This is a genomic window from Dietzia sp. NPDC055343 (assembly GCF_053645265.1).
In genome coordinates this window covers 16,370-39,814 of record NZ_JBSHMJ010000015.1, presented here as the reverse complement: position 1 = coordinate 39,814, position 23,445 = coordinate 16,370, and the positions used below count along the sequence as shown (strand labels likewise).

Annotated in this window: 22 protein-coding genes; 10 read left to right on the top strand and 12 right to left on the bottom strand. The window is 70.3% G+C overall.

Translation table 11 applies throughout. From position 1 onward, the window contains the following. The first annotated feature begins 4 nt into the window (after positions 1–4). The 3 genes from ACWIE7_RS09205 to ACWIE7_RS09195 are packed head-to-tail and all read left to right on the top strand — an operon-like array spanning position 5 to position 4,403. Positions 5–982 carry a pseudouridine synthase gene (locus ACWIE7_RS09205; RefSeq protein WP_454069089.1) on the top strand — a complete coding sequence of 326 codons (978 nt, stop codon included), beginning with the start codon at positions 5–7 and terminating at the stop codon, positions 980–982. A 59-nt stretch (positions 983–1,041) separates the two neighbouring features. Next, positions 1,042–1,812 (top strand): ABC transporter ATP-binding protein, encoded by a 771-nt coding sequence (locus tag ACWIE7_RS09200; RefSeq protein ID WP_454069088.1) that lies wholly within the window; start codon positions 1,042–1,044, stop codon positions 1,810–1,812. After that, positions 1,812–4,403, top strand: coding sequence for an ABC transporter permease (locus ACWIE7_RS09195; RefSeq protein ID WP_454069087.1), 2,592 nt, complete (start codon positions 1,812–1,814; stop codon positions 4,401–4,403). Before ACWIE7_RS09200 ends, ACWIE7_RS09195 begins: the two co-directional genes overlap by 1 nt. Here the strand turns inward: ACWIE7_RS09195 and ACWIE7_RS09190 are convergent. The 5 genes from ACWIE7_RS09190 to ACWIE7_RS09170 form a co-directional block, all read right to left on the bottom strand. Then, entirely contained in the window at positions 4,393–4,896 is a 504-nt protein-coding gene (locus ACWIE7_RS09190) for a nucleoside deaminase (RefSeq protein ID WP_454069086.1), read from the bottom strand. The two genes, ACWIE7_RS09195 and ACWIE7_RS09190, sit on opposite strands and share 11 nt — an antisense overlap. Before the next feature lie 11 nt (positions 4,897–4,907). Then, on the bottom strand, positions 4,908–6,227 hold the full coding sequence (locus ACWIE7_RS09185) for an ankyrin repeat domain-containing protein (protein WP_454069085.1): 1,320 nt from the start codon (positions 6,225–6,227) through the stop codon (positions 4,908–4,910). Further along, positions 6,224–6,859, bottom strand: a complete 636-nt coding sequence (locus ACWIE7_RS09180) for a GntR family transcriptional regulator (RefSeq protein ID WP_454069084.1) — start codon at positions 6,857–6,859, stop codon at positions 6,224–6,226. The genes ACWIE7_RS09185 and ACWIE7_RS09180 overlap by 4 nt, the downstream gene beginning before the upstream one ends. Before the next feature lie 135 nt (positions 6,860–6,994). After that, positions 6,995–7,594 (bottom strand): TetR/AcrR family transcriptional regulator, encoded by a 600-nt coding sequence (locus ACWIE7_RS09175; RefSeq protein ID WP_452100462.1) that lies wholly within the window; start codon positions 7,592–7,594, stop codon positions 6,995–6,997. 152 nt (positions 7,595–7,746) lie between these two features. Beyond that, complete coding sequence (locus tag ACWIE7_RS09170; protein WP_454069083.1) at positions 7,747–8,991, bottom strand: fatty acid desaturase family protein; 1,245 nt, start codon at positions 8,989–8,991, stop codon at positions 7,747–7,749. Between the two features lie 234 nt (positions 8,992–9,225). Between ACWIE7_RS09170 and ACWIE7_RS09165 the strand changes: the two genes are divergently transcribed. Then, positions 9,226–9,351: a hypothetical protein gene (locus ACWIE7_RS09165; protein ID WP_269075136.1), complete on the top strand. Its 126-nt coding sequence runs from the start codon at positions 9,226–9,228 to the stop codon at positions 9,349–9,351. A 108-nt stretch (positions 9,352–9,459) separates the two neighbouring features. On the opposite strand, the gene ACWIE7_RS09160 is transcribed toward ACWIE7_RS09165, so the two are convergent. Further along, complete coding sequence (locus ACWIE7_RS09160; RefSeq protein WP_454057728.1) at positions 9,460–10,320, bottom strand: mycofactocin-coupled SDR family oxidoreductase; 861 nt, start codon at positions 10,318–10,320, stop codon at positions 9,460–9,462. A 102-nt stretch (positions 10,321–10,422) separates the two neighbouring features. Here ACWIE7_RS09160 and ACWIE7_RS09155 point away from each other — a divergent pair, with 102 nt between their 5' ends. Further along, positions 10,423–11,754, top strand: coding sequence for an NYN domain-containing protein (locus ACWIE7_RS09155; protein ID WP_454069082.1), 1,332 nt, complete (start codon positions 10,423–10,425; stop codon positions 11,752–11,754). Between the two features lie 18 nt (positions 11,755–11,772). Here the strand turns inward: ACWIE7_RS09155 and ACWIE7_RS09150 are convergent, their stop codons facing one another. The 5 genes from ACWIE7_RS09150 to ACWIE7_RS09130 all read right to left on the bottom strand — a co-directional run bounded on the left by ACWIE7_RS09150 (position 11,773) and on the right by ACWIE7_RS09130 (position 17,778). Next, entirely contained in the window at positions 11,773–13,344 is a 1,572-nt protein-coding gene (locus ACWIE7_RS09150) for a DUF222 domain-containing protein (protein ID WP_454069081.1), read from the bottom strand. A 91-nt stretch (positions 13,345–13,435) separates the two neighbouring features. Then, the gene (locus tag ACWIE7_RS09145) at positions 13,436–13,936 is read right to left on the bottom strand and encodes an SRPBCC domain-containing protein (protein WP_454069080.1); all 501 of its coding nucleotides are present in this window, start codon (positions 13,934–13,936) and stop codon (positions 13,436–13,438) included. Positions 13,937–13,980: 44 nt separating this feature from the next. Further along, positions 13,981–15,225 carry an alpha/beta hydrolase gene (locus ACWIE7_RS09140; protein WP_454069079.1) on the bottom strand — a complete coding sequence of 415 codons (1,245 nt, stop codon included), beginning with the start codon at positions 15,223–15,225 and terminating at the stop codon, positions 13,981–13,983. Positions 15,226–15,393: 168 nt separating this feature from the next. Next, positions 15,394–16,290: a PspA/IM30 family protein gene (locus tag ACWIE7_RS09135; protein WP_454057723.1), complete on the bottom strand. Its 897-nt coding sequence runs from the start codon at positions 16,288–16,290 to the stop codon at positions 15,394–15,396. A 33-nt stretch (positions 16,291–16,323) separates the two neighbouring features. Continuing rightward, positions 16,324–17,778 carry a hypothetical protein gene (locus tag ACWIE7_RS09130; protein ID WP_454057722.1) on the bottom strand — a complete coding sequence of 485 codons (1,455 nt, stop codon included), beginning with the start codon at positions 17,776–17,778 and terminating at the stop codon, positions 16,324–16,326. Positions 17,779–18,149: 371 nt separating this feature from the next. Between ACWIE7_RS09130 and ACWIE7_RS09125 the strand changes: the two genes are divergently transcribed. The 5 genes from ACWIE7_RS09125 (at position 18,150) to ACWIE7_RS09105 (ending at position 22,379) form a co-directional block, all read left to right on the top strand. Beyond that, positions 18,150–19,187, top strand: coding sequence for a hypothetical protein (locus ACWIE7_RS09125; RefSeq protein ID WP_454069078.1), 1,038 nt, complete (start codon positions 18,150–18,152; stop codon positions 19,185–19,187). Between the two features lie 116 nt (positions 19,188–19,303). Further along, positions 19,304–19,792: an NUDIX hydrolase gene (locus ACWIE7_RS09120; protein ID WP_454057720.1), complete on the top strand. Its 489-nt coding sequence runs from the start codon at positions 19,304–19,306 to the stop codon at positions 19,790–19,792. A gap of 9 nt (positions 19,793–19,801) precedes the next feature. Then, positions 19,802–20,458 carry a hypothetical protein gene (locus tag ACWIE7_RS09115; protein ID WP_454069077.1) on the top strand — a complete coding sequence of 219 codons (657 nt, stop codon included), beginning with the start codon at positions 19,802–19,804 and terminating at the stop codon, positions 20,456–20,458. A 63-nt stretch (positions 20,459–20,521) separates the two neighbouring features. Next, complete coding sequence (locus ACWIE7_RS09110; protein WP_454069076.1) at positions 20,522–21,130, top strand: copper chaperone PCu(A)C; 609 nt, start codon at positions 20,522–20,524, stop codon at positions 21,128–21,130. After that, complete coding sequence (locus ACWIE7_RS09105; RefSeq protein ID WP_454069075.1) at positions 21,123–22,379, top strand: Dyp-type peroxidase; 1,257 nt, start codon at positions 21,123–21,125, stop codon at positions 22,377–22,379. The genes ACWIE7_RS09110 and ACWIE7_RS09105 overlap by 8 nt, the downstream gene beginning before the upstream one ends. Before the next feature lie 41 nt (positions 22,380–22,420). Here ACWIE7_RS09105 and ACWIE7_RS09100 read toward each other — a convergent pair whose 3' ends face one another. Next, positions 22,421–23,431, bottom strand: a complete 1,011-nt coding sequence (locus tag ACWIE7_RS09100; RefSeq protein WP_454057716.1) for an SGNH/GDSL hydrolase family protein — start codon at positions 23,429–23,431, stop codon at positions 22,421–22,423. Positions 23,432–23,445 lie beyond the last annotated feature (14 nt).

Here is a 23,445-nt window from a genome sequence, read left to right as displayed (position 1 = left end):
GGGTATGGCCAGTTCTGGTTCCCGGCGCAGCCGCCGGCCGCTGCCGCTGCGCGACGGCGTCGACCCGGTCCGCATCCGGCTCGCCGACCCCGGCCAGGGGCCCCGCAGCATCCCCGAGGAACTGCGGCGCCGCTTCCCCGACCGGCTCGCCGAGCTCGAGGCCGCACTGGCCGCGGGTGAGGTCGTCACCGCCGACGGCAGCCCCGTCACCGGCGAGACCAGGCGCCACCGGGGGATGGACGTGTGGATGTACCGGACCCCCGGGCCCGAGACCGAGGTGCCCTTCGACCTCGTGGTGCTGCACCGGGATGACCGCCTCGTCGTCGTCGACAAGCCGCATTTCCTCGCCACCACGCCGCGCGCCGGGCACGTCACCGAGACCGCACTGGTGCGGCTCCGCCGCGACCATCACGGACTCGGCGACCTGGCGCCCGCGCACCGCCTCGACCGGCTCACCGCCGGCGTGCTGGTGTTCACCGCCGACCCCGCGCACCGCGGCGCCTACCAGGAACTCTTCGCCGCCCGCCGCGTCGACAAGACCTACCTCGCCGTGGCGCCGGCGCCGGGCGGCACGCCCGAGGTGCGCGAGCGGTCCAGCCGGATCGTCAAGACGCGCGGCATCCTCCAGGCCGCCGAGGTCGACGGCGAGGCCGACGCACACACGCGCATCACGCTGCTGGACGCCCGTGACGGACTGGGCCTCTACCGCCTCGAGCCCACCACCGGCCGCACCCACCAGCTCCGCGTGCACATGAACGCCCTGGGTACGCCGATCCTCGGCGACGACCTGTACCCCGACGTGCTCGAGGTGACCCCCGGGGACTTCACCCGCCCGCTGCAGCTGCTGGCGGAATCGATCGCGTTCACCGATCCCGTCTCCGGCGAGCGGCGCAGGTTCACCACCCGTCGCACACTGGAGCAGTGGCCGACCGCGCCCGATGAGCCCGAGCCCGATCAGGGTGGAAACCAGGGCCATCCCTGATCCGTCCCGGTCCCCGGATGCTGCATGCTTTAGTCGACCACCACCTTGCGAGGGAGCACATGACCACCCAGGCCGAGACCCACCAGCAGCCCGGCGCCGCGGAGCCCGTGGCCGCCATCGCCACCGACCTCGTCATGACCTACGGCGAGGGCGAGACCGAGGTGCGCGCCCTGGACCACGTCAGCGCCACCTTCGCCAAGGGCCGGTTCACCGCCATCATGGGGCCGTCCGGCTCCGGCAAATCCACCCTCATGCACTGCATGGCCGGGCTCGACCGGCCCACCTACGGGTCCGTACGCATCGGCGACACCGAGATCGTGGGCCTTCCGGACAAGCAGCTCACCGCACTGCGGCGCGACCGGATCGGCTTCGTGTTCCAGTCCTTCAATCTCGTGCCCACCCTCACGGCCGAGGAGAACATCACGCTGCCGCAAGACATCGCCGGCCACCGCATCGACCGCGCGTGGTTCGACGAGGTCGTGGGGCGCCTGGGCATCGGCGACCGGCTCTCGCACCGGCCGTCCGAGCTGTCGGGAGGGCAGCAGCAGCGCGTCGCCTGCGCCCGCGCCCTCGTCGGCCGTCCCGACATCCTGTTCGGCGACGAGCCCACCGGCAACCTGGACTCCACCTCCTCCGCCGAGGTGCTGTCCATCCTGCGCAGCGCGGCCGACGACTTCGGGCAGACCGTCGTCATCGTCACCCACGACCCGCGCGCCGCCACCTACGCCGACCGCGTCCTGCTGCTCGCCGACGGGCGGCTCGTGCGCGAACTCGAGAGCCCCACGGCCGACGAGATCCTCGCCGCCATGGGCGACCTCGAGGAGCGGTGATGACCCCCGCGAAACACCAGGCCCGCCACTCCCGACCCGACGAGCACGCACCGCGGCATGCGCGGCCGATGCTGCGGGTCTCCCTGCGCAACATCGCCGCGCACAAGCTGAGGCTGCTGCTGTCGGTGTTGGCCGTGGTGCTGGGGACCGCGTTCGTCACCGGCTCGCTCGTGTTCACCTCCACGCTCAAGAGCACCTTCGACGGGCTGCTCGAGCAGGGCACCGCCGACCTGTCGGTGATGATCGAGCCCGAGGATCCGCGCGGTGCCGGGGTGCCGTTCGAGGTGGCCGACCGGCTCGGGGAGATGCCCGGCGTCGCCGCGGCCATGCCCGAGGTGTCCGGGACGGTCGTGCTGTTCAACGCCGACGGCACCCCGTACCAGTCCGGCGGGGCCCCGTCCGAGGGCCTGGCCTGGATCGATCCCGAGCAGGCGGTCGGCAGCAGCAACGAGATGGTCGACGGGCGCACGCCCGCCGCCGACGGCGAGGTCGTTCTGCCCGAGGGCGTGCTCGAGGGGGCCGGCCTGGCGATCGGCGACACCGCGCAGGTGTACACCACCTCGAACGGGATGATCGACGTCACCGTCGTCGGCGCCTACACCAGCGACACCGACGTCGGCGGCTACGTCGGCGTCGGCTTCACCTCCGAGCAGGCCCGCGCGCTGTTCAGCGACGGCGAGAACGCCAGCAGCGTCTCCGTCCGCGCCGAGGAGGGCGTGGGCCAGGGCGAGCTGCGGGACGCCATCGCGGCCGAGTACCCCGACTTCTCCGTCAGCACGGGCGAGGAGGTCAAGGAGCGGCTCTCGGACCAGCTGGGCACGATGCTGGACTTCATCAACTACTTCTTTGTGGCGTTCGGCCTGATCGCGCTACTCGTGGGCACGTTCATCATCTACAACACCTTCTCCATGCTGGTCGCGCAGCGGCTGCGGGAGCTCGCACTGCTGCGGGCGATCGGCGCCTCCCGGGGTCAGATCACCCGGTCGGTGCTGGCCGAGGCCGCCGTCACAGGGATCGTCGGATCCGCGATCGGTGTGGTGGCCGGGTTCGGGCTGGCGCAGGCGATCTTCATGGTGCTCGACGCCCTGGACCTGGGCATCCCGGCCGGCGACCTGGCGCTCGCCACCTCGTCGGTGGTCACGCCGCTGGTGCTGGGTTTCGTCGTCACCCTGTTCTCCGCCTGGGCCCCCGCCCGGCGGGCCGGACGCGTCGCCCCCGTGCAGGGTATGCGCGTCGGCTCCGTCGCCACCGAGGCCGGCGGCGGCATGCGCACGTACGTCGGCGTCCTCGCGGTCGTCGCGGGTGTCGCGCTCGCGCTCATCGGCACGTGGCAGGACACCACGAAGTCCGGCGCGATCACCGTCGGCGTCGGCGCTGCGGCCCTGATTGTCGGCAGCTTCCTGGTGATGCCCGCCCTCGCGCGGCCCATCGCCGGCGGTATCGGCCGAATCATCGGCGCGCCCTTCGGTGCGGTCGGTCGGCTGGCCGCGACCAACGCCGGGCGCAACACCCGCCGCACCGCGGCGACCGCGTTCGCGCTCACCCTCGGGCTCACCCTGGTCGCGGCGTTCGGCACCCTCGGCGCCACCACCAAGGAGAGCATCAGCGGCATCATCGACCAGGACATCAAGGCGGACGTCGTCGTCCAGGGCGTCGCCTCGCAGGGGCCGCCGGTGCCGCTGCCCGGCGCCATCGAGGAGCGGATCTCCGCCGTCGACGAGGTCGGCGAGGTCGCGTACCTGGCGTTCGGGTTCGGCGTACTCGGCGGGGAGCAGCAACTCATCTCCGCCGCGGGCGGCCCGGTCGAGGAGATGATCGACGCGACCGTCGTGGACGGCTCGCTCCAGCCGGCCGAGGACTCGCTCGTCGTCTCCCGCTCCGTGGCCCGCGACAAGGGCTGGACGTACGGCAGCACCGTGCCGCTCGTCGGGCCCGACGGCAGCGAATCCACCCTGCGCGTCACCGGCGTCTACGAGGACTCGCAGGTGCTGGGCCAGTTCTACACCGGTAGGGACGTGTATGAGCGCCTGGTGCCGGAGAACCTGCGGACCACGTTCAACGTGCTGGTCTCTCCGGCGGAGGGATTCACCTCGGACCAGGCCCGGGAGGCGGTCACCGCGGAACTGGCCGACACCCCCATCGCGATGGTGCAGAGCAAGCAGGAGTATATCGACCAGCAGACCGGTGGGGTCGACCAGTTGCTCACGATCATCTACGCCCTGCTGGGGCTGGCCCTGGTGGTCGCGGTGCTGGGCATCGTCAACACGCTGGCGCTGTCGGTGATCGAGCGGCGCACCGAGATCGGGATGCTCCGCGCTGTCGGCATGCAACGGTCGCAGGTGCGGCGAACGGTCAATCTCGAGTCCACGCAGATCGCCGTGTTCGGCGCGCTGATCGGTGCTGCGGTGGGCGTCTACCTGGGCTGGGCGTTCGTGACCGTGCTGGCGTCCAGCGGGCTGCAGATGACCACCATCCCGTGGGGGATGATCGGCATCGTGCTGGTGTGCTCGGCGTTCGTCGGTGTGCTGGCCTCACTGTGGCCGGCGCACCGGGCGGCCAAGACCGGGCCGCTCGAGGCGATCACGGACTAGCAGTACCCCGTGCAGCGCGCTCGTGGAGCCGGCGTACCTCGTCGGCCAGCTCAGGCACAGGGCCGGCAACGGGGACGTCCGGCGCGACCTGCGTGATCGGCAGACCGGCCACCGGTCCCGGGTTCACGCCGAGCTCGGCCATCCACGCCGCGTACTGCGCACCGCTGGAGGCGAACACGATGCGACCGAGCCCCACGAGGGCGTGCGCTGCGCTGCACATCGGGCAGTGCTCGCCCGAGGTGTAGACGGTCGCCGCCGCGCGCTCGTCGGGGGTGAGGTTGTCGGCCGCCCACCGCGCGATCGCGAACTCCGGGTGCCGGGTGGCGTCGCCGCCGGAGATGCGATTGCGGTCGGAGAACCGGACCCGCCCGGCGGCGTCGACCAGGAGCGACCCGAACGGTTCGTCCCCGGCGTCGACCGCCTCCGCCGCCAACTCCACACAGCGGCGCAGGTGGGCGAGGTCGTCGTCGTCGTGAAGATCGTGTCCTGTCACGGTGTCTCCTGTCACAGCGCCTCCTCGAGCAGGGCGACGACCTGCCCCTGGCCGCGCCCGGCGGCCAGGTCGCGCGGCGAGGTGCCGTCGCCGTCGGGCAGGGTCGGATCCGCGCCGCCGTCCAGCAGGATGCGGATCGTCTCGAGATGGCCGCCGGTGCCGTCACCGTAGATGATCGCCTCGTGCAGGGCGGTCCAACCGAGGTCGTTGACGTGGTTCACGGGCACCCCGGCATCCACCAGGATCTGTGCGGTGCTCGCGTAGCCGCCCTCGCCGGCGGGGATGAGCGCGGTGCCGCCGAAGCGGTTGGTGCTGGTCACGTCCGCGCCGTGCGCCAGGGTCATGGTGAGGATCTCGTCCAGGCCCTCGGCGCCGGCGTACAGGAACGCCGAGTCCTGGATGTCGTCCTGCGCGTCCGGGTCGGCGCCCAGGTAGAGCAGCAGTGCGGCGACCCGCGGGTCATTGTTCCTGGTGGCAACGACCAGCGGGGTCTGGCCCTGGGCGTTGCGGGTGTCGAGGTCCGCGCCGCGGCGCAGCGCGAGCGCGGCGGCGTCGGGGTCGCCGCTCGCTGCGGCCTGCAGCAGTTCGGCGTCGGCGTCGCGGCCGGGCGCGTCGGCGCGGTCGGCGGCCACGGCCTGCTCGATCAGGCTCGCCTGCGACGTCAGCCCGTGGCGGCGCGCCAGTTCGAGAGGGGTGGCGCCGTCCTGCTGCGCGGGGATCGTGAGGTCACCCCCGGCGGCCACGATCACGCGCACGCTGTCCATGAAGTCGGTGCTGTCGCCCCGCGCGGGGCGTCCGGCCTGGTCGGCGAAGATGAGCGCCTCGTGTAGGCCGGTCCAGCCGAGGTTGTTGACGTGGTCGATGTCCACGTCATGTCGGATGAGCCGGCCGATGATGTCGGCGTGCCCGCGCTCGGCCGCGCGGATGAGACCGGTGCCGTCGTAGGAGTCCAGCGAGGTCATGTCGGCACCGTTGGCGAGGGTCAGGTCGAGCAGTTCGGTGTACCCCTCCGAGGTGGCGATGAGGTAGGCGCTCTGCACGGTGTCGTCGGTGGCGTTGACATCGGCACCGCGGGCGATGAGCTCACGCGCGGCGGGCACATCGTCGGCCCACGCGGCGGCGATGAGCTCGGTGTCGAGCCGCTGCTGTTCCTCGGGGCTGAGGGTGGGCGCGGTGGTGGGCGTCGCGGTCTCGGTGACGACCGTGGTGGGGGCCGCCTCGGGCGTGGGGGCGGCATCGGTCGAGGTATCGGTGGCGCAGGCGGTGAGGAGCAGGGCCAGGGCGGTCACGCCGACGGTGGTTCCAGCTCCTCGCGGGCGGTGACGGGTCATGTGGGGTCCTTCAGGTCGTGGACTGCCTGCCGGCTGGAGGCGGAGTGGGAGTGGATGAGCGCGGACGCCGCGGTGGTATCGCCGGCGGCGATCGCGTTGACGATCGCGACGTGCTCGGCGTGGAGCATCGCGGCGTCGCCGTGTTGTCGGTGCACCCAGGCCAGGCGTGGCCGGATGGTGCTGAGGAGTTCGTGGGTGATGCTCCCGTGCGCCTGCTCCAGCAGGACGTCGTGGAAGCGGGCGTTGAGGGTGATCGCGCGGGTGGTGTCCCCGGCCGCGATCGCCGCGCCGGCCTCCGAGGTGGCCGCGTGGAGGGCGACGACGACGAGTTCGTCCGCTTCTTCCGCGAGCCGGACGACCAGCACCGTCTCGAGGACTTCGTTCAGGACGATCAGCTCGTCGATCTCGGCCTCGGAGTAGTGCCGTACCTCCATCCCGCCGGCCGGTCGCTCGCGGGTGAGTCCCTCGGCGAGGAGGTCGCGCAGGGCGTCCCGGACGGGGACCCGCGATACCTCGAGTTGGGCGGCGATCCGCTGCTCTATCAGGCGGGATCCCGGCGCGTATTCGCCGGAGAGGATGCGGTTGCGGATCGCGTCGCGAACGGTCGGGGTGGTGAAGGAGGGCCGTGGCACTCGTTTAGTATACAAAAACACGGGGTCGGCGCAGGGCGCCGCGACGAGGCTCACGTGCAGACAGGCGAGCCCCCGACGGCCTGGGGGCAGGGCGTCGGGGGCTCGGGATGGTGCTGTGGGGCTGGCGGCGCCTGGCTAGCGGCGCAGGCCGAACAGGTTGCGGGGGCCGCGGTGCTCGTGGCGTGCGAGCGCGGCGCTGAGCAGCTCGGAGTCGTGCGCGCGGTCGACGGCCTGGCCGGCGAGGCGGCCGACGGTGCGCTCCCAGATCAGGCCCTCGAAGACGGCGAGGAGGTCCATCGCGGCGACCGCCGGCTCACGCATCCCGGTGGCGTCGAGCGCGTTGGTCAGGTCGCTGGGGTCCAGCAGTGAGGACACGAGATCGGTGGTGTCCTCCTTGCCGGAGAGCTCGATGATGAGCGCGGACCGCGCGGCCAGCTCGCCGCGGTAGTCGGCGAGCAGGGCCTCGATCATGCGGGAGAGCACCCCCAGCACGTCGTCGGCGTTCGTGGACGCCAGCTCCTGGATTCCCGAGACCTCGACGAATCCCCGCAGCAGCGAGGTGACCCGGTCGACGGTGAGACCGACCAATTGTGCCCGGGTGCGGCAGTAGTACGAGGTCGAGCCGGAGGGGAGGCCCGCCTCGGAGTCGACGGCCCGGTGTGTGAGCGCCCGGATGCCGTCCCTCGCCACGACCTCGATCGCCGAGTCGGCGATCAGCATTCGCCGGTCCTCCATGGGTACTCCCGTCGTCATGTGTGACTGGTGCTGGACTGGTACGGCCGACTTCCGGGGTCAGCCTATCGCCGGTTCTACAACTGGGGCGTCGAAATCACGGACGCCCTCGACACCTGATCAGGTGTCGAGGGCGTGGCGGCGTGCGATTCAGGTCAGGAGACCGGCACGTACTTCTTCGCGCGACGGCGGGCGCGCTGCTGGCGTAGCGCCGTCTTGAGTCCGGCGCGCTTGCCGTTCCCGGCGGTCGGCTTCGGCTCGGGGAGCCCCTCGAACATCCGCTCCGAGTGGGTCTCGGGGGCGTCGTCGGCGGTGTCCTTGAGCAGGTGGTTGGGCAGGGACATCTTGGCGATGGTGCGCCACGCCTTGAGGTATTGCACCGGAAGCGAGCCGGCTACGTACGGCAGGTCGTACTTGTCGCACACCTCGCGCACCCGTACGGACGCCTCCGCCAGGCGGTTGGACGACATGTCCGGGTAGAGGTGGTGCTCGATCTGGTACGACAGGTTGCCGGACATGAAGTCGATGACCGGGCCGCCGGTGAGGTTCGCGGAGCCGAGCATCTGGCGCAGGTACCACTCGGCCCGCGTCTCGTTCGCGAGGTCCTTCTTGGTGAACTTCTCGGCGCCGTCGGGGAAGTGGCCGCAGAAGATCACGGCGTTGGTCCACACGTTGCGGATGCCGTTGGCCACCAGGTTGGCGGTCATGGTGGACTTCCAGCCCTTGCCCGACAGTGCCGGGTAGAACACGTAGTCCTTCGCGAGCTGGCGGCCGGCCTTGCGCAGGAACAGGGCGACGTTGCGCTTGGTCTCCTCGCGGTCGTCGCGGCCCTTGACTACCTTGCCCAGCTCCAGGTATTGGATCCCCACACCCCACTGGAACAGCAGTGCCAGGGCGGTGTTGTACGCCAGGTTGCCGTAGTAGAAGGGGTGCCAGCGCTGGTCGCGGGTCACGCGGAGGAGTCCGTACCCCACATCGTCGTCCATGCCGATGATGTTCGTGTACTTGTGGTGCATGTAGTTGTGGGTCTGCTTCCAGTGCTCGGACGTGCCCACGTTGTCCCACTCCCAGCTGGTGGAGTGGATCTCGGGATCGTTCATCCAATCCCACTGTCCGTGCATGATGTTGTGCCCGAGTTCCATGTTCTCGACGATCTTGGCCACGCCGAGCGCGCCCGCGCCGATCGCCCACGCGGTCTTGTTGCGTGAGCCCACCATCAGCAGCGCCCGGGCGCCGACCTCGAGGCCGCGCTGGAAGCGGATGGTGTTGCGGATGTAGGTGGCATCTCGCTCACCCAGGGAGCCGATGATGTCCTGACGGATCTGCTCCAGCTCCGCGCCGAGCGCCTCGATGTCATCCTCGCTGAGATGTGCGAACTCTGGGATGTCGGTGATTGCCATGAAGCTACGGTACCGTAAGTTACGGTCCCGTAGGTTAGCTTTGTCGGGTGAGTCACACTCTGCGGCGATAGTCCACCGCAGGGTGAGGGCGGGGCGGCACAGCCGTGACCAGTGCGAAAAGTGTGGGAGTCGCCACGGATATCACGGTTGTGTAACGTCGGGCGGGTTGGCGGCGACATACCGGACGTACTCGGTTGCACGCCGCCGGGAAGAGACACTGACGAGGGGACCAACATGAGCAACGCGAACGACATTTTCCTGCAGGCCATCCAGCCCGTGGTGGACATCTTCTGGACCATGGTGTGGAGCGCCACGGGATCGACCATCAGCGTCCCGCGGCCGACGACCCCGCAGGGCTGATAGCCCGCACAGCACAAGGCAGCACGGCGCAAAACAACGCAGCGCAGGCGGCCCGGCTCCCTCGATTGAGGGTGCCGGGCCGTTCTCGTGTCTGGCAAGCGCGGTCGGTCAGCGCCCGAACTTCTCGCTTCCGCCCAGGTCGACGGGGATAGAGGCGCCGGTGATGCCGGCGCCGGCATCACTGCACAGGTACAGGGCCATGGAGGCGATCGACTCGGGCCCGACCCACGGCTGCGGCATCTGGTTCATGCCGGCGAAGGTCTCGGTGGTGTCCTCGAGCGTCGTGCCCTGTCCGCCGGACATCATGGCGATCATCGACGGGTTCTCGATCATCGGCGTGCGTACGTTGCCGGGGTGGATGGAGTTGCACCGCACATTGGAGAAGCCCAGCTCCCCGGCGAGGGCCTTGGCCAGGCCCCGGACGCCCCACTTCGAGGTCGCGTAGCTGGCGGTGAAGGAGCCGCCGCGCAGCGCGACCATCGAGCTGATGAGGATGACCGCTCCGCCCCGGCCGGTGGCCAGGATGTGGGGAATCGCCACGGTGGTGGTGACCCAGGTGCCCTTGAGGTTGATGTCGAGGGTGGAGTCCCACTCCTCCTCGGTCCGCTCCCACGACGGGATGGGCTGAGGCGAGACCCCGGCGTTGGCGACCACGAAGTCCAGGCCCCCCAACTCGGCGACACCGGCGTCGACGGCCTCGCGCATCCCCGGCATGTCCCGCACGTCGACCTCGCCCGTTACGCAGCGCCGCCCGAGCGCACGCACGGCCTCGGCGGTGGCCTCCAGGTCCGCCGGGTTCGCCATCGGGTAGGGCACGGACTCGATGTCGCGGCACAGGTCGAGGGCGATCACGTCGCAGCCGGCAGCGGCGAAGGCCTCGCAGTGGGCGCGGCCCTGTCCGCGGGCGGCGCCGGTGACCAGCACGACCCTTCCACTGAGGTCGGTCGGCGTGGCGAAGGGTTGTGACATCGAGAGACTCCTGACGTTGTTCGGTAGCGACCCCTGCGGGTCCGTGCGCCCTGCGGCATGCTGGAAGTCAACGAATGACAACCAGAACAGGTCGTGATCATCATGCTTCAACGAACTCTGATCCTCGTCGATACGTCTTACCTACTGGCGAGTTTCTATAACTCGTGGGAGGAGGGGGCGCGCGGTCAGCTGGAGATCTCTCTGGCCACGGTCGTGCACCGTTTAGATCAGGTCGCGCACGGTCTGGTGGATCAGCCGGTCCAGCGCCAGAACTGGTACGACGGCATCCCGGATTCAGGACCACACCGCTATCAACGGACACTGCGCGTCATCGAGGGCGTGCAGTTGCGGGCCGGTCAGCTGATCGAGTGGGGTGAGCGCCGGACGCAGAAGGCCGTCGACACCCTGCTGGTCGCGGATATGATCCAGGCCGCGTACAAGGGGCACTGTTCCGACATGGTCCTGGTCACCGGCGACGCCGACATGATCCCGGGCGTCCGGGTGGCCGTCGACGCGGGCGTGCGCATGCACCTCGTCGGATTCGGCTGGGATTCCATCTCGTCCGCGCTGCGTCATGCCTGCGACACCACGACGGTGCTCGATCCCCGCACCGAATTCCACGACGCCATGCAGATCCGGGTCCTCGAGGGGCCGATCCCGCCGAAGGTGCGCACCGCGGCCCCGCGCCCGGCGCATCCCGGCGAGGAGACCCGCGATCCGGAGGCGGAGGAGACCGTGGACATGGTCGACGTGCAGTTGCGGTCCGACCGCGCCGCCGCGACCACCGTGGCGGACGAGACGCGCCAGACCGTGGCCGACGAGGAGCTCGCGGCCGAGGCCGAGGAGCTCGCGGCCGACGGGGAGGAGTGCGCGGCCATTGTTGATGACGCCCACCGCGAGGACCCTGCCGGCCCTGCCGGCCCTGCCGGCCCTGCCGGCCCTGCCGGCCCTGCCAGCCCTGCCAGCCCTGCCGGTCTGGCCGATCCGGCCGACCGGCCGGCAGTGCCGAAGCCCGGCCAGGTCCCCCCGGCGCCCCGGGCCGAGCCCCCGGCCGCGGCTGCGCCCGCGTCGGACGAGCCGGCGGCCAACGGCTCCGCGCGGCCGAGCCCGTCGATGATGGCCCCGCATCGTCGTCCGCTGCGGTCGAAGTTCGTACCTCTGCCCGAGGAGGTGTGGACCTCCTCCGGTGAGCAGACCCCCTTCGACGTGGGACAGCAGTACGCCACCTGGTGGTACGAGCAGGCCGCCACCGAGGAGCAGCGCGACGACGCGCATCTCCTGTCGGGCGGGGTGCTTCCGCCGGCGATCGACAGGCCATTGCTGCAGTTCGCCTGCCAGATGCTCAACGAGTTCACGCTCACCGAGGCCCAGCGCGTGCGTCTGCGTGACGGATTCCACGAGGGCATCCGGGCGGTCCTTCTCAAGCACCGCTGAGCCGGCGGCCCGCCTCGGTCAGAACGGTGGCGGGTCGTAGCCGGGGTCGCCGGGCTCGGGGACACGCCTGGCGGCGATGTTCTCTCGACGTGCCGCGACCTGGCGTTGCATGCGCTGGAACCAGTAGGTCGGTTTCGGCTCAGGGCTGAGCCACGGCCGCGGTGGCCCGGCGTCAGAGGAGGCCCCCTCGTCCGGCCGTTGGCGCCATCGCGCCAGCGGCCCGTCCGGCTCGGTGGTGAGGGTGTGACCAGTGCTGGTGGTGACGGTCAGTGTGCCGTCGCGCGCCAGTTGGTACCTCCACCCGTGGAAGGTTTTGAAGCGGTGGTGCCGCCGACACAGGCACATGAGATTGAACTCGACGGTCAACCCGCCGGAGCCGGAATCAGAGTGATTGAAGGGACGGACGTGGTCAACATCGCAGTCGTCGGCCGGCACCGAGCACCCGGGGTGCCGACAGGTACCGTCCCGTAGCCGGATGCGGCGGGCCAGTTCGGCACTGATCCGATAGCGCCGGGCGGTCGTCGACGAGTCAGCCGACCCGGGCGAGGGGTCCGGGACCGAGATGGTGGCGCCGACACAGCGCGACAGCAGCTCCATGAGGGCATCGATCGTGGCCGGACCGCCCCGGGGCATGTAGACGGCAGGCTCACCGCCCGGGCCGAGTTCGGTGAGCACGGTGATGTGTGGCCGGAGCTGGGCGCGGGGAGTCTCGCCCGCGAGGCGCTGGCCCGCGAGGCGCTCCGGCTCAGGGGCAGAGCCGGGATCGGCGCCTTGTCCGGGCCCGAGGATCGCGTCGACCAAGGCGTCGGCGCGGCGTTCGCCGATGCGCCGGCCGGACGAGTTGTCGCATACCCCCGCGTCCACGTACCGGGTCGACTCGCCGCGGGAGTCCTTCTCCTTCTTGATCTGATCGCGCGCCGACATCTGCAGCGCCTCGTACAGTGCCGCCGCCTCCGCCGACGTCAGATAGGCATGGAGTTGGGCCATGCCGTCACTGCTGCGACGGACCTGAACGTTCCGCTCGGTGATCGCGCGCCGGCGTCTGGCGAGGACGCCGTCCGGGTCGGACTCCTCGATGATGCGATCCGTCTGGCTGAGAATCCGATCTCGGCCGGGCCGCTGCCCCGCGTCGATCGCGCCCAGGAGCCAGTCGGCCACGGCCTTCTGCACGGCGGACCTGAACCTCGGTTCCACGACCCGCATCTGGCGCGCGAGCATCTTGGCCGTGTCCTCGTCGAGGCGGCCGCTCTCCATGGCCTCCAGTAGGGCGGGGAAGTTGTCGACGAGCGTGATCGACAGCCTGATCAGCGCCCGCGCCCTGTGGGTATGTACGCCGTACGCGGCCACGATCTCGGCGCAGGCGATGTCAAAGGGATCGATCAGTGCATAGTCCTGCGGCTCCTCGCCCATCGGGTCGTAGCCGGCGTCGATAGCCCGCTGGAACTCCACATCGTCACAGATGTCGAGTAGCGCGTAACACGCACGCAAGCGGGCGGCGGCGGCACGATTCTCCGCCCGGAGGGCCTCGAGAACCGCCTTGCTCGCCTCCGGGATCCTGGTGTCCGAACCGGGTTCCGACGTCTGGTCCATTCCCGCCATCGCCATCCACGCCACCCCCTCCACGCTCTGATTCAGTCGCTTCTGTGTTCGACTGGAATCAAGGTAGCAAGGGGGTACGACATCAACCTCGGCCGCTGAACAACTCCCTGTAGTAGCCGGCCAGACCTGGGTAATAGTCGGGGTCGAATCCGAGCGCATCCGGATCCCGGCCCGCCTCGGCCTCGACCAGCCGGTCCAGGTAGAAGTCCCACCCGGGACCGATCGAGGCGGCGGACTCGGCGTCCGGAATATCCTGTTCCAGGGAGATGACGGCCTCGTCGTCGTCGCCCTCGACGCGCACCGTGAGCACCCACCCGCCGGGACCGGTGGTGACGACGAGGACCACCGGTTCCTCACACCGCCGCACCTCCACGGTCGACGTGGGGGAGCCCCCCTCGACGGTCATCGTCAACTCGACGGTACCGCTGGCCGGATCGCCCGACCACGGGCCGATCCACCGGGCAGTGCGGGCCGGGTCGGTGACGGCCGCCCACGCCTGCTCGCGCGAGATCGGCAGTCGGCGCGTGAACACGACGGCCCCCGACTCGGTGAGGGAGCCGGAGGCCGTGGGTGGGGTGGACATGGCGTCTCCTCGCGGTGAGAGCGACGCCGCGTCGGCCGGATGCTCTAGCGCAGCGCCGGCATCACCGTATCGCGCATGGGCGCGAGGAAGCGGCTGAAGTTATCCCAGTTGTGCATCCCGGTCGGCAGGTAGTCGACGCGCGCACCGATTCCCAGCTCCTTCAGGCGCTCGTCCATGTCGACGGTGCAGGCGTGGGTGGCGATCTCCAAGCCGGCGCCCTGGCTGAAGCGCAGCAAGTCGTGGTCGTTGCGCTGCCACTCGGTGGCGTCGGGCATGCCGGTCGCTGTCGCGAAGTAGAGCGCCTTGTCGCGGAGCTTCTCGGCGTGGAGCAGGCCGTCGTTCTCCAGGTAGGCGGGGTCGTTGCGCTGGCCCCACATGTTGGCGATGGTGCCGCCCCGGGACTCGGTCACGATCTTGGCGAGCAGGAAGCCCAGGTCGTCGCGGGCGGTGTAGCAGCCGGCGATCGCGCCGACCGCCTCGTACATCCCGGGGCTGCGCTCCGCGGTGGTGACCGCACTGGCGGCGCCCATCGACAGGCCGGCCACGCCGCGCTTGCCCGTGAACGGGATGGCGTGTGCGCCGGACTCCAGCAGCGGCGGCAGCTCCTGGGTGAGGAACGTCTGCCACTTGTTGCGGCTCAGTACCGGGTCGTCGTGCTGCCAATCCGCGTGCAGCGAGCCGTCTGCCCGTGCCGGCATGACCAGGGTGACGTGCTCCCCCGCGAACACCTCCTGGATCTGTCCGGGCAGCAGCCAGCCGCTCGGCGAGGGCGAGTCCACGCCATCGAGGAGGTAGAGCATCGGCGCCGGAGCGTCCGAGGCGGCGCGCCAGATCTCGACCGGCAGGACGCGGTTCATGGACTTGGAGGCGACCCACCAGCGCTCGAAGCGTGGATCGCCGCCGGCGACCATCTGGTCGCCGACCTCGACATCGCGCACCTCGGTGACCTCGACTGGTTCGGACTCCATGCCGATCGGCGGGGTGGCCGTGGTGTTCTGCGAGCCGGTGCCCATCGGGGGCAGGGTGCCGAGGCCGACGAGCGAGTCGGTGCCGGTCGAGCCGGTGGAGCCGACGGTCGCGGAACCGGCGGCGGCGCTGGACGGGTCGACGCTGCCGCCCAGGTTGTTGACCGAACCGATGTTGCCGATCGAGCCCGGGTCGAGCGATGCGGGATCGCCGGAGCCCGCCTGTGCCGCCGCGGGCGCCGCCGCGCCGCAGACCAGGGTCAGTGCGACCGCGGGGACGAGTGCGCGGCGTGCTGCGGAGGCCGGAAGGGATCTCAAGTTCACGGGGTCACCTTGGTTGCGCGGGAAGGGAAGCGACCCCGCTCAACGACCCGCTGAGCCACCACGCGGAGGCCACTGGCTGATGATAAACCACTGAGCGTGCCAAGTGAATGTCCTGAAACTCCCTGGGCATGGCCCTCAACCGCATCCGCACGAGCGACGCGCGAGCGACTACTGGCGCGTGTCGCGGGGCAGCGTCGGGCCCGACTGCCCGCCCTCGGCGCTGTCGGTGCCTCCGGCGCCGCCGGTGTCGGCCGGCCGGGCGTCGCCGGGGGCGGAGCTGGCGGCGTTGTCGTCGTCGCCCTCCGTCAGTTGGCGGCCCGCGCCCGCCGCACCGCCCGACTCGAGGCCCATCGACGCGCGGATCTGGTCAAGCTTGGAGCGGCCCTCCGATTCCCGGGTGAGGGCGGCGGCGTCGAGCTGCGCGGTGGACGGGCCGCCGGTGGCCTCGGCGAGCTCCTGCTTGCCGAGCGCGGTGGTGTACCGGCTCTCGATCTTGTTGCGGATCTCGTCGAACGTCGGCGAGTTACCGCCGCCGACGCCCTCCATCGAGGTGAGCGACTCGGTGGTGCGATGCTGCATCTCGGCCTGCGTGGCCTGCAGCAGCAGCTGGTCCTCCTGCGCCAGGGTCTCCCGCAGCTTCCGCTCGGACTCGCCGACCGCCTGCTTGGCCTGCTCGGCCGCATGAGTCGCCTGACCGTGCAACTGCCGCGTGTGCTCCAGGTCCGACTCCAGCGTCACGAGCCGCCCGGCCATCTGCTCGGCCTGCGTCTCCAGCTGGCCGGCCCGCGCCTGGTCGCCCTCCGCGCGCGCCTTCTCGGCCATCTGCAGCATCTGCCGGATCTGCCCCTGCACCTCGTCGAGCTGCCGGGCTTTGGTGCCCATCGCGATCTCGAGCTGCTTGGCGTTGCCGATCACCGCGGCGGCCTGGTCGGCCACGGCCTTGTGCTGGTCCCGGGCGCCCTGCATCGCCTGGCGGACGAGCACCTTGGGGTCGGCGTTGTCGTCGACCGTCTTGTCGAGCGAGGCCTTGAGGTAGTTCCAGCCCTTGGAGAACGGGTTCGGCATGGCTGCGTCCTTACTGTCGGCGAGTGGCGAGCGCTACCTCTTCACGGTACCGAGCAGCGCCGCGACCGGGAGGGCGGTCCGGGGCAGGTACGGCTGCCGCCACAGTCCGCCCGAGGCGGCGCCGGACGACTCGTGCTGCCACTGCACGTCGACCTCGGGTCGGTCCACGTTGAGGTCGTGGACCATGAGCGCCGCGAGCATCGCCGAGGAGGTGTCGGGCTCGAAGATCTCGATGCCGAACGCGCCCGCGCCCTTGTAGGTGCTGGCGAGGATCTTGTTCTTGGTCACGGAGTAGGTGTCGGTGGCGGGGGCGACGTTGACGGAGACGGTGTGGCCGTCGGCGAAGGCGGTGGTGGCACGCCAGCGCTGGACGCGCTTGGCGAGCGTGTAGTTGGGGCCCTGCTGGGGGACGAGCGCGTCGTGGACGGCCGGTCCGCGGCCGGCGGCGTAGTTGCGGTGGAACAGGCGGCCACGGGTGAGGGCGCCGACGATCTTCTTGACGTCGATGGCCCTACGGTCGGCGAGTGCGGCGTCGGAGGCCTCCCGCACGTCGGCGGGTACGACGAAGGTGTCCATCGGGGTGGCGAGGTAGGCCAGCGCGGTGGCGGTGGAATCGGACAAGAGGTCGACGACGAGGGCGTCCGCCGCCGAGGACAGTTGCACGTGGGTCCCGCCGTCCGCGTAGAAGTAGCTGCCCACCGTCAGCGGGGCGGGGGCGGCGTCGCGGGCCCAGGCGGCGAGCTCGGGCAGCTCGGTGAGCAGGTTGATCCCGGGTCGGCCGTCAGCGTCGGTGGGGATGTGGAGGCGTCCCGCGAACTGGTCGGCCCCACTGCGGAAGCGCTCCCACGCGGGGCTGGAGGGCAGGTCGACGCCCATCACGTCGGCGCCCCAGCGAAGCAGTTGGCGGGCGGGGCCCATCTCGGAGCCGAGGCCCAGGACGAGCATGGCGCGGCCGGGCAGGGACAACCAGTCGGGGTTGTCCTGAACCAGGCGCAGGGCGGCCGCGCAGCTGGGTTCCACGACGCCGTCGGCGATCCATCGGTCGAGCAGGTCGCTCAGCGCGGCGCCGGAGAGGTTCTCACCGCGGTAGGGGATCGACAGGGTTCGTTCGGGCTCGGCGGTGCCGGTGATCGTCTCGGTGCCCGGGGTGGAGGTGGCGGCGACGACGGCGAGGTAGTCCGCCATCGGGGTCTCGACGGTCTCCCCGTTGACGTCATGGGCGCCGACCATGCGGGACTGCAGTGAGTCGAGGGCGGCCCTGGCGACCCCGTCCCAGGTGTCGGCGTCATGGACGCCCGCCGCGACGAGCTCGGTGAACGGCTCGATGTAGCCCTTGCGCCAGTCCTTGATGCGGTGGACGCGTTCGGCGGCCGACGGGTCCACGGTGGCGAGCGCGTCGGCCACCACCTGCTTGGCCAGTGTGCCCGTCGACCGGGACCCGGAAGGGTCGGCGGGGAACTGGACTCCGGACGTGGCTTTCGCTGGCATGACGCTCCTGACTGTCGGCTGCAATGCGAGGTTATCCTCAACTTCGCGCGAGGCGCACTCGGCCTGCCGCCGGATGGCGGTTGTCGCATTGATTTCTCAGGCGCGGAGCCCGGGATCTGGGTTTCGCTCAGCACTTGATTGGTTAATTGACACTTATCTATCAGGTTTGCTAATCGACGGCTGGATCAGCGAAAGGCGCAGTTGGACTGCGTAATTCATCCATCTTTCTCGTCATGTCCGGGTCTATGCGGCTGGGCTCCGCATATGTGTGAGCCATTTCGGACGTAACGCGTTGCGAAATTCGCTCGATGAGAAAGCCGACACGATTCCGGTCGCCGGGTCGTCTCCCAACGTCAAGGAAGGCAATTCCTATGAAGAACTCCAAGCGGATGATCGCCGTCATCGCGGCCTCCGGACTCGCGCTCGGGTCGCTGCCGGGTGTCGCCAACGCGCAGAGCGCCGAGCTGGGCCTCGGGGTCGCTGCGAACCTCGGTTCGGCGGACCTCGGCGTTGACCTGGGTCTGGCACTCGGCTCGATCGAGCCGAGTGACCTGCCGGATCTGAAGCCGGACACCGGATCGCTGGGTTCGCTGGGTGACGTCACGGGTTCGGCGGATGACATCGAAACGCTCCCGGCGCCGGGCACCAGCTCGCTCGGTGATCTGACCGAGGATTCCGGCTCGAGTGAGGGCTCGAACGGCGAGGGCTCGAACGGTGGTGAGACCGGTGGCGACGCGGGCACCGACGGCACGGGCTCGCTGGGTAGCCTCACGGATTCACTTGAGCCCGAGAACGGCACCGAGTTCGATCTCCTCGGTTCGCTCGAGGAGATGTTCGCGGGTTCTTCTGACGCGACCGATACGGAGAACCCGAACACCGGCTCGGGCGAGGGGTCGAACGGCAGCTCTGACGAGGGGGCCGGGGACGATAACGACTCCGGCGATATCGACTCCGGCTCGCTGGGCAGCTCAGCCCCCGAGGATGACGACAACACCGACGAGAACGACTTCTTCGGCTCGCTGACCGACACGCTGGGCAGCCTGTCCTCGGGTTCGGATGGCGGCGAGGAGAACGAGGAGGACAGCCTCTTCGGCTCGCTCGAGGACATCTTCTCCGGTTCCTCGGAGGGCAGCAACGGCGAGGAAACCCCGGATCCCGGCGCGAACAATCAGGAGACCCCCGGCAGCGGTGGCGAAATCGACGCCGGGACGCTCCTGGCCCTCGGCTCGCTGGCCGGCGCCGGCATCGCGATCGGCATCGCCGTCAACGGTGGCGTCAACCTGCCGCCCCTTCCGGGCGTTGACGTCGGGGCCGTCTGCAACCTGCCGCAGGAGGGCATCGACTTCCTCAAGAACAATGGCTCCATGGAGCAGGACGAGTGCGAGCCCGAGCAGCAGCCGGTTCGCTGAGCTCCCGGTTCGCAGGTCGGTCTGACCGGCCGATGAACTGATCAAGATTCACGCGATCCCCCGTCGACCACATGGTCGGCGGGGGATCTGTCGTACCTCCGGCCTACCCTCAGGGCATGTCGACCCCCGACTTCGTCCTGAAGCTCCGCGAGCACGTGGGCACCGCGCCGCTCTGGCTGTCTGGCGCGACCGCCGTCATCCGCAGCGCCGATCACCGGCGGGTCCTGTTGGTCCGGCGCAGCGACAACGGCTGGTGGACCCCCGTCACCGGAATCGTCGACCCGGGCGAGCATCCCGCGGACACCGCGGTGCGTGAAGCGCGGGAGGAAGCCGACGTCACCATCCGCGTGGACAGGGTCGCCTCGATCGGCGTCTCCCGCATGGTCACCTACGCCAACGGCGACCGGGCCCAGTACATCGATCACACCTTCGCCTGCACCTATTTCTCCGGCGATCCCCACCCGGCAGATGGTGAGAACACCGACGTCCGATGGTTCGCGGTCGACGACCTGCCCGAGATGCGCCCCCACATGCTCGAACGCGTCGAGGCCGGCCTCTCGACCGAGGAACGCGCGCGAATCGTCACCACCACCGAGTCGCATTAGAATCAGGTCATGTCCGCCGATCGCCTGCGCACCGAGGTCCCCCCTGTGGTGACCGCGGTCGTGGGGATCATCGTCGCCGTGGTCAGCGGAGTCTTCGGCATCAGCGCCCACGGACTGGCCGCCGGGGCCGCGGCGATCCCTCCCACCTCGGGCGACGTGCTCATGGTGGGGGCCGCCAGCGCCGGCATCGGAGCCGTCACCGCTGCCCTCGCCCGTCGACGGCCGCCGCTGCTCACCGCGGCCGGCGGCCTGCTGGCCGGGCAGGCGCTCGTCCACCTCGTGTTGTCCTCGGGGCACTCGCACTCGCACCCGGGCGGGCAGACGGAAACGCTCGGCCACCACGTCACCGACCCGGCCGCGATCCGCGCCGCGATGGACGGCGGCGTCGTTGGCGGTGCGGCCGGCTCGGCGGAGCCGATCACGTGGGCGACACTGCTCACCCCGCAGATGCTCGGCGCCCACGCGGCCGCCGTGCTCCTGACGCTCGCCGTGGTGGCGGCCCTGTCCGGGACGCTCGCGTGGGTCGCGGCCCGGGTGCGGCCGATGCTGGCGGGTGTCCGCCTTGTCGTCGTCGTACCCCTGTTGTCCTCCTACGACGCCTACGTCCCGCGCGGGCGGTACCTCCTGACAGGCGGGGGAACCCGGGCGCCGCCCGCCTTCGTGTGATCCGACGCCACCACGCCCGCCCACATGCGGCCGGGCGATCACCCCTGTCACCAAAGGACACACATGCGTACCAACCGCACCACCCGTACCGTGGCCGCCGCGGCCGCCCTCGCGCTCGCCCTGGGCCTCGCCGCCTGCTCGGAGGACACCGGAACCACCGGCGCCACCGCCACCGACTCGGCCACCAACGAGCCCGCCGCCACCAGCCAGCCCAACGACGGCGGTGAGTCCGAGGCCGCCGTCGTGATCTTCGAGAACGGCTGGGCCAAGGCCACCGACACCGAGATGAGCGGCGCGTTCGGCACGCTCCGCAACACCGGGGACGTCGAGATCCGCATCACTGGCGTCACCTCACCCGTCAGCGAACGCGTCGAGATGCACGAGACGGTCCCCGGCGGCAGCGGCATGATGATGCAAGAGAAGGAGGGCGGATTCGTCCTGCCCGCCGGCGGGGAGCTGTTCCTCGAGCCCGGCAAGGACCACTTCATGTTCATGGACCTCACCGGGCCCATCACCACCGGCCAGGAGATCCCGATGGTCCTGACGTTCGACGACGGCACCGAGCAGGACATCACCCTCACCGCCCGCGACTTCAAGGGCGGCGAAGAGGAGTACGTCGGCGACGACCACGGCAGCCACGGCGGCGGGGAGGGCGCGAACCACGATGGCTGACCGCACCTCTCGCGGTCTGTCCAGGCGGTCGGTGCTCACCGGCGGCGTCGCGGCGGTCGTGGGGGGTGGCGCCGCCGGCGCCCTCGCCGGATACACGGGGCGCGGTGTCGTCGACGACGACGAGGCGGTCACCTGGAAGACGGTGGCCGACTCCCGCGTGGTCGGCTCGGCCTCGGAACCGTTCTACGGTCCGCGGCAGGCGGGCATCACCACGGCACCGCAATCGCACGCTGCCTTCGTGGGGTTCGACATCGTCCCCAGGGCGACGCGTACCGAGGTCCAGGGCGTCCTGCGCGCCTGGTCCCAGGACGCGGCGCGGCTCACCCAGGGGCACGCCGGACTGGCCGACCTCGAACCCGAACTGGCCGCGGACCCGGCACGGCTCACCGTGACCATCGGGCTCGGGCCCGGCTTCTTCGACGCGATCGGGATGCCGGACAAGCGACCCGAGTGGCTGCAACAGTTGCCGGCGTTCCCGCAGATCGACCAGCTCGAGGACCGCTGGTCGGAAGGCGATCTGCTGCTGCAGATCTGCGCCGACGACCCGCTGATCGTCGCGCACGCCGCCCGCATCCTGGCCTCCGGGGTGCGGGGGGTGGCGCGGCAGAAGTGGGCCCAGCGGGGGTTCCGCAAGGCCGTGGGCACCGACCCGTCCGGGCGGACGCAGCGCAACCTGTTCGGGCAGATCGACGGCACCGTCAACCCGACGCCGGAGGGGGACATGGACTTCGACCAGATCCTCTACTCCGACGGCAGCGATCAGCGGTGGATGCGGGGCGGTTCGGCACTCGTGCTGCGGCGTATCCGCATGACGATGGACACCTGGGAGGAGATCGACCGCAACTCCCGCGAACTGTCCGTCGGCCGCACGCTCGACACCGGGGCGCCGCTCACCGGCACCGCCGAGCACGACCCCGCCGATTTCGAGGCCATCGACGACGTGGGACTGCCCGTGATCCCGCCCGAGTCACACATGGCCCGGGCCCGGCAGTTGAACCGGGGCGAGGCCATGCTCCGGCGGCCGTACAACTACGACGACCCGCCGGAAGGCGGCGAGATCAGCAACACCGGACTGCTGTTCACCGCCTACATGGCCGATCCGGTGCGCACCTATATCCCGGTGCAGCAGCGGCTCGCCGAGCAGGACGCCCTCAACACGTGGACGATCCCCATCGGGTCGGCGGTGTTCGCGATCCCACCCGGGGCGCCCGCGGGCGGGTACGTGGGGCAGGGGCTCTTCGAGGGCTGATGTCCCGGCCGTTAGCGGCTGCGCTCTGACGCCAGCTGGAGTCAGAGCGCAGCGGCGATCGCTGCCGCCATGGCCTCCTGGCCCAGGGCTGTGGGATGGAAAGGCGCGGCGTTGGTCGGCTCCCCGCCGGCGAAGTCGGTCCAGCGCTCGTCCGCGTCGGCGCAGCCCGAGCGGTCGATGTCCGAGGTGGGCAGGACCGAGACGTGGCCGTTGCGCTCGGCGGCCGCGTCGACCGCGTCGTTGATCTCCTTGGTGATCTCGCGGGCCCAGTCGAGATTGGCCTGGCCGATCAGCGTGGTCAGCGGGCACTGAGCCGGGCCCGGGTCCTCGGCGGGCATCAGCGGCAGGTACTGGGTCGCGATGACGGTGGCGCCGGGAGCCTTCTGGGCAATCGCGTCGTAGATGTCATCCACCGGGCCGTCCTCGCCGAACACCGCATTGATATCGCCGGTGACCTGATCGCCCATCACTGCCTCACAATCCACAGGAGTTCCTACCGTGCCGGACATGATGCACTGGACAATGTCTCCGAAGTGGACGTCGTTGCCCCCGATCGACAGGGTCACCAGGTCGGTGTCTTCGGTAAGCGCGTCGAGCTGCGGGGCCACACCCTCGTGCCGCTCGGTGAACATGTCGGTTGTGATGGCCCCGCCGCAGGTCACGTCCGTCAGATCGCCTACGGCGGGATTGGCGTCGAGCTGGTGGGGGTAGTTTGCTGAGCTCTGGCTGCACGGGGCTGGAGTGGTAAGCGATTCCTGGTCCCCGAACGCCGCATAGGAGTCACCCAACGCGACGTATTCGGCGTACGCGGGCGCGGCCAGCGAGCCGAACGGTCCGAGCGAGCCCGTGGAGCTGCCGGGTGCCCCGGTGGTCGAGCCGAGCGAGCTGACGGCGATCGTGCCATCCGCCTCGGCGGTGGACTGCGCGGCCGAGATCGGTGCGACGGCCAGCGTGAGGGCCGCGCCCACGGCGAGCGCGCCTGTCAGGCGAGACGCGGTGCGGCGGGAGGAGGTAGAGGGCGTTAGGGAGGGACGACGACGAGGTGTGAGCATGCCCACAGTGTGCT